This is a genomic window from Pseudomonas kielensis, from assembly GCF_030505375.1.
GTDB classification, from domain to species: Bacteria; Pseudomonadota; Gammaproteobacteria; order Pseudomonadales; family Pseudomonadaceae; genus Aquipseudomonas; species Aquipseudomonas kielensis.
The window spans coordinates 2,056,805-2,065,000 of the sequence record NZ_CP130043.1 but is presented as its reverse complement, the minus strand read 5'-3'; the positions used below and the strand labels follow the sequence as shown (position 1 = coordinate 2,065,000).

Sequence of the window (8,196 nt, the reverse complement as noted above, 5' to 3'; positions counted from 1 at the left end):
CCCTGGCAACTTTGAGGTTCTAACTCAGGTCCGTTATCCGGATCGAGGACAGTGTATGGTGGGTAGTTTGACTGGGGCGGTCTCCTCCTAAAGAGTAACGGAGGAGTACGAAGGTGCGCTCAGACCGGTCGGAAATCGGTCGTAGAGTATAAAGGCAAAAGCGCGCTTGACTGCGAGACAGACACGTCGAGCAGGTACGAAAGTAGGTCTTAGTGATCCGGTGGTTCTGTATGGAAGGGCCATCGCTCAACGGATAAAAGGTACTCCGGGGATAACAGGCTGATACCGCCCAAGAGTTCATATCGACGGCGGTGTTTGGCACCTCGATGTCGGCTCATCACATCCTGGGGCTGAAGCCGGTCCCAAGGGTATGGCTGTTCGCCATTTAAAGTGGTACGCGAGCTGGGTTTAGAACGTCGTGAGACAGTTCGGTCCCTATCTGCCGTGGACGTTTGAGATTTGAGAGGGGCTGCTCCTAGTACGAGAGGACCGGAGTGGACGAACCTCTGGTGTTCCGGTTGTCACGCCAGTGGCATTGCCGGGTAGCTATGTTCGGAATAGATAACCGCTGAAAGCATCTAAGCGGGAAACTAGCCTCAAGATGAGATCTCACTGGAACCTTGAGTTCCCTGAAGGGCCGTCGAAGACTACGACGTTGATAGGTTGGGTGTGTAAGCGCTGTGAGGCGTTGAGCTAACCAATACTAATTGCCCGTGAGGCTTGACCATATAACACCCAAGCAATCTTGTGACTTCGAAAGAGGCATCTGATTGCGGTGTGTGAAGACGAAACGAACCGAAAGTTCGAGAACTCACAAAACACCGAAAGCTATCACATACCCAATTTGCTGAAGCGAGGCCAGATGGCCACGACTCAGTACCCGAATTTCTTGACGACCATAGAGCATTGGAACCACCTGATCCCATCCCGAACTCAGCAGTGAAACGATGCATCGCCGATGGTAGTGTGGGGTTTCCCCATGTGAGAGTAGGTCATCGTCAAGATTAAATTCCAAAACCCCTATCTGCGTATGCAGGTAGGGGTTTTGTTTATGTAGAAGTCCATGAATTTCATCGGCACGTTGCTAGCGCAACGGTCCGATACACAGAATTTCTTGACGACCATAGAGCATTGGAACCACCTGATCCCATCCCGAACTCAGCAGTGAAACGATGCATCGCCGATGGTAGTGTGGGGTTTCCCCATGTGAGAGTAGGTCATCGTCAAGATTGAATTCCGAAACCCCTGTCTGCATTGCAGACAGGGGTTTTGTCGTTTCAGAGGTCACTAAAATCTCTGCGAGGCACCATAGCTTGCAGCAGAGTCGACCCCCGTCAAGCCCCACCTTGCCCAGATCGTAGCCGACATACAGCACGCCCAGACACAGGCCATCGAGTGCCGCGCTGTCAAACAGGTAATCCACCCACAGCGAATCCACATGGCGTGGCGCCTGCGTCGGCGAGTTGCCCCTGTTTTCGATCACATCGATGTCGGTACTCAGGGGGCAACTTCGTACGCTGGCCATAACGCTGATGCAGCACACCATCGGCCGGCATGCCGCTGTGATAGCTGCCGCCGGGGTCGTGCTGCAGGTAGGCCTGCAGTGTCAGCGAGGTGTCGTCTGTAAAGTCGAGGCTCAGGGGCGTAGCGCTTTTCCTCGTTGTGATCGAACTGCGTGTCAGATTTGTCGACAAGGTCGGTCAGGCGCTAGCCAATGCGCTTGTCGTCGTCTACAAGGCCGCTGAAGTCAAAACCCACACCTCGTTAGCCCTGAGTGCCGACCGTGGCTTGAACCTGATGATAGGCCTCGTACAGCGGCTTCGTACGGGTGTCTTGGTGGCGACCTCACTGTGTGTCGCGTTGTAGCCGTCCTGGCTGACCGCCTGCCCCCCCAATTGTCCGCCCTGCAGCGCCCTCGATTCCTCTCAATGAAAATGCTCTAGCCCGCCATTCGCCGGGTATTTGTAGAGATTGTCCCGGGTTCTGCACAAAAGCCTAAGTTTTCCCGGCTTGGTGCCGAAAGACTGGGGGAGACATGCGTGCACCAAAGTAGAGCGGCTACAGAGCGGCCTATGGCGTCACATGGAATGTTGCACCCGGAACGCATCCCTACTCTTTTGCATGAGAAGCCCCCCTGACATGAATCTCAAGTTCAGCCATAAAATCCTGTTGGCCGCTTCGGGCGTCGTGGTCCTGGCGTTCGCCTTGTTCACTTTGTATAACGACTACCTACAGCGCAACACCATCCAGCAAAACCTCGACGCCTCCGTCCAGCAAGCGGGGGCCCTGACGGCCAGCAGCGTGCAGAACTGGCTCAGTGGACGGATCCTGGTCCTGGAGAACCTGGCGCAGAACGTCGCGCACCAAGGCGCCAACGCCGACTTCCCGGGCCTGGTCGACCAGCCCGCCTTCACCTCCAACTTCCAGTTCACCTACGTCGGTCAGGTAAACGGAGTGTTCACCCAGCGCCCTGACGCGAAAATGCCCGAGGGCTACGACCCGCGTCAGCGCCCCTGGTACAAGCAGGCGGTCGCGGCGGACAAAACCATGCTGACCCCGCCCTACCTGGCCGCAGTCGGCGGTCTGGTAGTAACCATCGCCATGCCGGTCAAGAAGCACGGCGAACTGTTGGGTGTGGTGGGCGGCGACTTGAGCCTGGCGACCCTGGTCAACATCATCAATTCGGTCGACTTCGGCGGCATTGGCCATGCGTTCCTGGTCAGCGCCGACGGCCAGGTGATCGTCAGCCCGGACAAAGACCAGGTGATGAAAAACCTCAAGGACATCTATCCAGGCGCCAACGTACGCGTCGGTGCGGGCAACCAGGACGTGCTGCTCAACCAGCAGGAACGCATCCTGTCCTTTACCCCCGTCACCGGTCTGCCGAATGCGCAGTGGTACATCGGCCTGTCGATCGACCGGGACAAGGCCTACGCCGCCCTGGGCAAGTTCCGCACCTCAGCCCTGATCGCCATGTTCGTCGCCGTCACCGCGATTGCCGTGCTACTGAGCCTGCTGATTCAAGTGCTGATGCGCCCACTGACCACCATGGGCCGCGCCATGCAGGACATCGCCCAGGGGGAGGGCGACCTGACTCGCCGCCTGGCCGTGCAAAGCAAGGATGAATTCGGTGAGCTGGGCGGGGCCTTCAACCAGTTCGTGGAGCGGATTCATGCCTCCATCAGCGAAGTCTCGTCGGCCACCCGTCAGGTGCACGACTTGTCGCAACGGGTGATGGCATCCTCCAATGCCTCGATCATCGGCTCCGATGAGCAAAGCGCGCGGACCAACAGCGTCGCTGCGGCCATCAATGAACTGGGCGCAGCCACCCAGGAAATCGCCCGCAACGCGGCGGACGCGTCGCAACACGCCAGCGGCGCCAGCGAGCAGGCCGACGACGGGCGCCAAGTGGTGGAGCAGACCATCCTGGCGATGACCGAGCTGTCGCAGAAAATCAGCCTGTCCTGCACCCAGATCGAAACCCTCAACGCCAGTACCGATAACATCGGGCACATTCTTGATGTGATCAAAGGCATCTCCCAGCAGACCAACCTGCTGGCGCTCAACGCCGCGATCGAAGCGGCGCGTGCCGGTGAAGCCGGGCGCGGGTTTGCCGTGGTGGCCGACGAAGTGCGCAACCTGGCGCATCGCACCCAGGAGTCCGCCGAAGAGATCCACAAAATGATCACCTCGCTGCAAGTCGGTTCGCGTGAGGCGGTATCGACCATGAACGCCAGCCAGCTTTCCAGCGAAGAAAGTGTCGAAGTGGCGAATCAGGCGGGTGCGCGTTTGGTCAGCGTGACCCAGCGCATCACCGAGATCGACGGCATGAACCAGTCGGTCGCGGCCGCGACGGAAGAACAGACCGCCGTGGTGGAGACCCTCAACGTCGACATCAACCAGATCAACCTGCTGAACCAGCAGGGCGTGGCCAACCTCAACGAAACCTTGAAGGATTGCGACGCCCTGTCGCTGCAGGCCAACCGCCTTAAACAACTGGTGGACAGCTTCAAGATCTGAAGCCCCGTAGCACTGGCAAAAACGCGATGAGCCCGGCCGGGGTCATCGCGTTTTTTTTCGCCTATGCACCCGCGAGCATCAGTTCGTTGAGGTCTTGCCCTGGGATTCGATGCTGTTCAGATAGCGGGTGATGACCTCCACCGCGCGATTGAGGTGGTGCGTCAGCTTGGCCACGCCCTGGTCAATGTCCCTGGCTTGGGCAATGCGCAGCAGTTCGCGGTGATCTTCCTGGGTGAGCTTGCCAAGTCCCATGGACCCCAGGTTGAAGCGCAGGAAACGCTCTTCTTCCCACAGGCCGTTTTCGATCAAGGTCAGCAAGCGGCGGTTCGGTGCCTTGCGGTACAGGGCCATATGGAACAGGCGATTGAGTCGGCCGATTTCGGCGTAATCGGTCTCGGTTTCCAGGTGGTCGATATGGCTCGCGGCCTCGGCGAAATCTGCCTCATCGAGCAGCGGAATCGACAGGCGCAGGGCCTCGCACTCCAGCAGGATGCGCAGCGCATAGGTCTCGGTCGCGTCACCTTCTATCAGGGGGGCCACGACCGCGCCTTTGTGGGCGACGACATGCAGCAGCGATTGCGCTTCGAGCTGGCGCAGCGCTTCGCGCACGGGCATGCGGCTGACGCCGAACAGGTCGGCCAGGTCTTGCTGGCGCAGGGCGGTGCCGCAGGGCAGGCGCCCGTCGAGAATGGCCGAACGCAGGGTTTCTTCGATGACCGCGCGGGCCAGGTGGGCGGGGATGGGCCCGCTGATGGTAATGCTGTTGAGTGGGTTGGGCTTCTGTGCCACGACAATGCCCTCCGACAGTAAAAGTAAATATTGGATCCAATGCACACTAGTGACTGGTTGCCAGCTTGTCAAACGGGCAAGACAATGCCTTTTTCGAGCGTTTAATGCCACAGGCATAGGTGTCGGATGACAGGATGGCAAACGCGACGTTGTGATCCAGATCGGTCCCTCAAGTTTAGCCTGCGTCCAGTGATTGCATCGTGCCATTGTCTTTTGCCGATCCAGGCTGCACCATTAATCGATTTCCCACCGCCTTCTCGGAATCACCGCATTGCTGGCACGTTGCGCACTCACTTTGACCTGGCGTTGGCTGTGCTCGGCACTGCTGATCGGCAGCGTCATGCTCGGTGCCCTGCAGGCCGATTGGGACTTCTCACAGATCAGTCGGCGGGCAGAGGCCTTGTACGGGCCGTTGGGCGAGGGCAAGCAGCGGATCGATGCCTGGCAGCGCCTGCTGGCCACGCAGCAGCAAGTGCCGGAGCTCGAGCAGCTCAAAGCGGTCAATCTGTTCTTCAACAAGCAGATGCGTTACGTGGAAGACATCGACCTGTGGCGTCAGGTCGATTACTGGGAAACGCCGGTCGAAGGCTTATGGAAAGGGGCCGGAGATTGCGAAGACTACGCGATCGCCAAATACTTCAGCCTGCGCCATCTCGGGGTCTCCAGCGACAAGTTGCGAATTACCTACGTCAAGGCCCTGCGCCAGAACCGCGCGCACATGGTCTTGACCTACTATGCCAGCCCGGACGCGATGCCACTGGTGCTCGATAGCCTGGTCGACGCAATCGCGCCCGCCAGCCAGCGTACCGACCTGTTGCCGGTCTACTCCTTCAATGCGCAGGGCTTGTGGCTGCCAGGCGCCAAGGGCAACCAGAAAGTCGGCGATACCAAGCGCCTGTCCCGTTGGCAGGATGTGCTGAAAAAAATGCAGGCCGAAGGATTTCCGGCCGAGACGACCCACTAGGAGCGCGCGCTCAGATGTCATTGTTCAAACAGTTGTTGCTTGCTATCTGCCTATTCCTGGTGGTCGCCTTCACCGGCAGCTTCATGGTCAGCCTGGAAAGCTCGCGGACCCAGTACGTCAATCAGCTGCGCTCCCACGCCCAGGACGCGGCCACGGCACTGGCGTTGTCGCTGACACCCAATATCGACGACCCGGCGATGGTCGAGCTGATGGTCAGCTCGATCTTCGACAGCGGTTATTACGCGAGCATTCGTGTGGTAGACCTCAAGACCGACACCGCCATCGTCGAGCGCAGCGGCACGCCCGATGTCAGCAAGGTGCCCCAGTGGTTCGTCAACCTGATCGGCCTGGAGCCGGCCGGTGGCGATGCCTTGGTCAGCCGCGGCTGGGAGCAGGCGGCCAGGGTCGAGGTGATCAGCCACCCCATGTTCGCCGTGGCCAAGCTCTGGCAGAGCGCCCTGGGCAGCCTTGGCTGGTTGCTGGTGTGTGGCGCGGTCAGCGCGGTGCTGGGGGCGTTGTTGCTGCGCCGCCAGCTCAAGCCGCTGGACTACATGGTCAAGCAGTCCCATGCGATTGCCCGGCGTGAGTTCCTCAGCCTGCCGGAGCTGCCGCGCACACCTGAGTTACGGCGTGTGGTGCAGGCCATGAACCAGATGGTCGAAAAGCTCAAGGCGCTGTTCCAGGAGCAGGCCGAGCGCAGTGAGAAACTGCGTGCGCAATCCTATCAGGACACACTCACGGGCTTGGCCAACCGGCGCTATTTCGAGATGCAGTTGAATGCCCGGGTGAGCAATGCCGAACAGGCGAGCTCCGGTTACCTGTTGCTGTTGCGGGTCAAGGACCTGGCGGGCCTCAACCAGCGCCTGGGCGGGCAACGTACCGACCAGTTGCTGCAGGCCGTCGGCCAACAGCTATCGCGTGAATGTGCCCGCTACCCGGAAACCCAGAACCTGGTCACCCGGATCCGTGGCGGCGAATTTGCCGTGCTGGCGCCAGGACTGGTCCGTGAAGAAGCGCAGCAGCTGGCGCAGAGCCTGGACAGTGCGTTGGCCAGCCTGCATGCCACCGGAGCGACTGACGTGCCAACGGTGGCGTCGATCGGCCTGGCACCGTTCGTCCACGGCGATACACCGCAGGCGGTGTTGAGCCTGGCCGACCAGGCACTGTTGCAAGCGGAAGGCGAGGGCGAGTCGAACTGGGCGTGCCTGGAGCACAACGTCGCCGCGACGGTCGGCGAAGACCACCATGCCTGGCACCGGCTGCTGGACCAGGCGCTCGAGCAACAGCGCTTCCAACTGTACTTCCAGCCGGTGGTGGCCAGCCAGGACACCGACCTGGTGCTGCATTACAAAGTCCTTTCGCGCCTGCTCGACGAACAGGGCCAGACCATTCCCGCCGGGCGCTTCCTGCCGTGGCTGGAGCGTTTTGGCTGGATGGCGCGGCTCGACCGCCTGATGCTCGAGGGGGTGCTGACGCAGATGGCCGGCCATGAGCAATCGCTGGCGCTCAACCTGTCCGCGGCGACCCTGGCGGACCCGCAGGCGCTGAACAAGGTCTTCGAGATCCTGCGCCAGCATTCGGACCTGGGGCCACGCCTGACCCTGGAAATCGGTGAGGAGCAACTCCCTGACCAGGCCGTGCTCGAACACCTGACCCGGCGTCTGCGCGAGCTGGGCTTCTCCCTCAGCCTGCAGCGTTTCGGTGGACGGTTCAGCATGATCGGCAATCTGTCGCGCCTGGGCCTGGCCTACCTGAAAATCGATGGCAGCTACATCCGGGCCATCGATCAGGAAAGTGACAAGCGCCTGTTCATCGAAGCCATCCAGCGCGCCGCCCACAGCATCGACCTGCCGCTGATTGCCGAGCGGGTGGAGACTGAAGGGGAGTTGCGGGTGATTCGCGAGATGGGGCTGTACGGGGTGCAGGGCCAGTTGTTCGGCGAACCGAAACCCTGGCAGTAACCCTGAGTGTGAGCGTACCCGTCGACCGGGTTCGCTCAAGGGCTCAGATCAACCCGCTTTCATCTTCGTTGATCAGATGGCTCAAACCACCCAGCGCTTCACGCGCCTGGGTCCGGTCCATCAGCTTGGCTTGTGCGGCCGGCGGCAGGTCGGTGACGCGAATCACCCCTTTGCTGGTCAGCACCTGAATCAAGTCGTCGAGCACCCGGATCATCTCCAGGTCACTCTGTTTAAGCTGTTTGAGGCTCGTTTCCATCACCTCGTTGGCATACCAGGCCTGGACCTCGTGGTGGTCGGCGGGCAGCGTTTCCGTTGCCTCGGCGTAAGGCGCAGCCTCTACGCGCACCAGCATTCCCTGTGCATCACGTTGCACGTAGAACATCGACAATCCCTCATGAATGAACCAGCGTCGTGCTGTCAGCAGCATAGGCCAACGCAAGTGAGTATGCGGGGCAACGCTCA

At 60.3% G+C, this 8,196-nt stretch carries 5 protein-coding genes, 3 rRNA genes and 2 pseudogenes (1 of these 10 running past the window's edge); 7 read left to right on the top strand and 3 right to left on the bottom strand.

Annotated elements, in window-relative coordinates; genetic code table 11:
• The 3 genes from Q1W70_RS09490 to rrf (Q1W70_RS09480) form a co-directional block, all read left to right on the top strand.
• Positions 1-728 (top strand): 23S ribosomal RNA (locus Q1W70_RS09490); it begins 2,164 nt to the left of the window's first position.
• 160 nt (positions 729-888) lie between these two features.
• Positions 889-1,004 (top strand): 5S ribosomal RNA (rrf, locus tag Q1W70_RS09485).
• Between the two features lie 109 nt (positions 1,005-1,113).
• Positions 1,114-1,229, top strand: a 5S ribosomal RNA gene (gene rrf, locus Q1W70_RS09480).
• Positions 1,230-1,514: 285 nt separating this feature from the next.
• On the opposite strand, the pseudogene Q1W70_RS09475 reads toward rrf (Q1W70_RS09480), so the two are convergent.
• Positions 1,515-1,830, bottom strand: a pseudogene (locus Q1W70_RS09475) (TonB-dependent siderophore receptor); the annotation flags it as partial.
• A gap of 252 nt (positions 1,831-2,082) precedes the next feature.
• Here Q1W70_RS09475 and Q1W70_RS27285 point away from each other — a divergent pair.
• Together Q1W70_RS27285 and Q1W70_RS27280 are read left to right on the top strand one after the other, a co-directional pair.
• Positions 2,083-3,165: pseudogene (locus Q1W70_RS27285) on the top strand (HAMP domain-containing protein); the annotation flags it as partial.
• 69 nt (positions 3,166-3,234) lie between these two features.
• Entirely contained in the window at positions 3,235-4,020 is a 786-nt protein-coding gene (locus Q1W70_RS27280; protein WP_371927929.1) for a methyl-accepting chemotaxis protein, read from the top strand.
• A 78-nt stretch (positions 4,021-4,098) separates the two neighbouring features.
• On the opposite strand, the gene Q1W70_RS09465 is transcribed toward Q1W70_RS27280, so the two are convergent.
• Complete coding sequence (locus tag Q1W70_RS09465) at positions 4,099-4,809, bottom strand: GntR family transcriptional regulator (RefSeq protein WP_166593091.1); 711 nt, start codon at positions 4,807-4,809, stop codon at positions 4,099-4,101.
• Between the two features lie 271 nt (positions 4,810-5,080).
• Between Q1W70_RS09465 and lapG the strand changes: the two genes are divergently transcribed.
• Both lapG and lapD read left to right on the top strand, forming a co-directional pair.
• Positions 5,081-5,773 (top strand): cysteine protease LapG, encoded by a 693-nt coding sequence (gene lapG, locus Q1W70_RS09460; protein WP_166593092.1) that lies wholly within the window; start codon positions 5,081-5,083, stop codon positions 5,771-5,773.
• 14 nt (positions 5,774-5,787) lie between these two features.
• On the top strand, positions 5,788-7,734 hold the full coding sequence (gene lapD / locus Q1W70_RS09455) for a cyclic di-GMP receptor LapD (protein WP_166593093.1): 1,947 nt from the start codon (positions 5,788-5,790) through the stop codon (positions 7,732-7,734).
• 43 nt (positions 7,735-7,777) lie between these two features.
• Here the strand turns inward: lapD and Q1W70_RS09450 are convergent, their stop codons facing one another.
• On the bottom strand, positions 7,778-8,116 hold the full coding sequence (locus Q1W70_RS09450; RefSeq protein WP_166593095.1) for a tryptophan synthase subunit beta: 339 nt from the start codon (positions 8,114-8,116) through the stop codon (positions 7,778-7,780).
• Positions 8,117-8,196: the final 80 nt, after the last annotated feature.

What these genes read in the sequence shown, in the direction of transcription:
- lapD (WP_166593093.1), top strand. Translation starts at nt 5,788, where the DNA reads ATGTCATTGTTCAAACAGTTGTTGCTTGCTATCTGCCTATTCCTGGTG.
- Q1W70_RS27280 (WP_371927929.1), top strand. Translation starts at nt 3,235, where the DNA reads ATGGCATCCTCCAATGCCTCGATCATCGGCTCCGATGAGCAAAGCGCG.
- Q1W70_RS09450 (WP_166593095.1), bottom strand. Translation starts at nt 8,116, where the DNA reads ATGTTCTACGTGCAACGTGATGCACAGGGAATGCTGGTGCGCGTAGAG.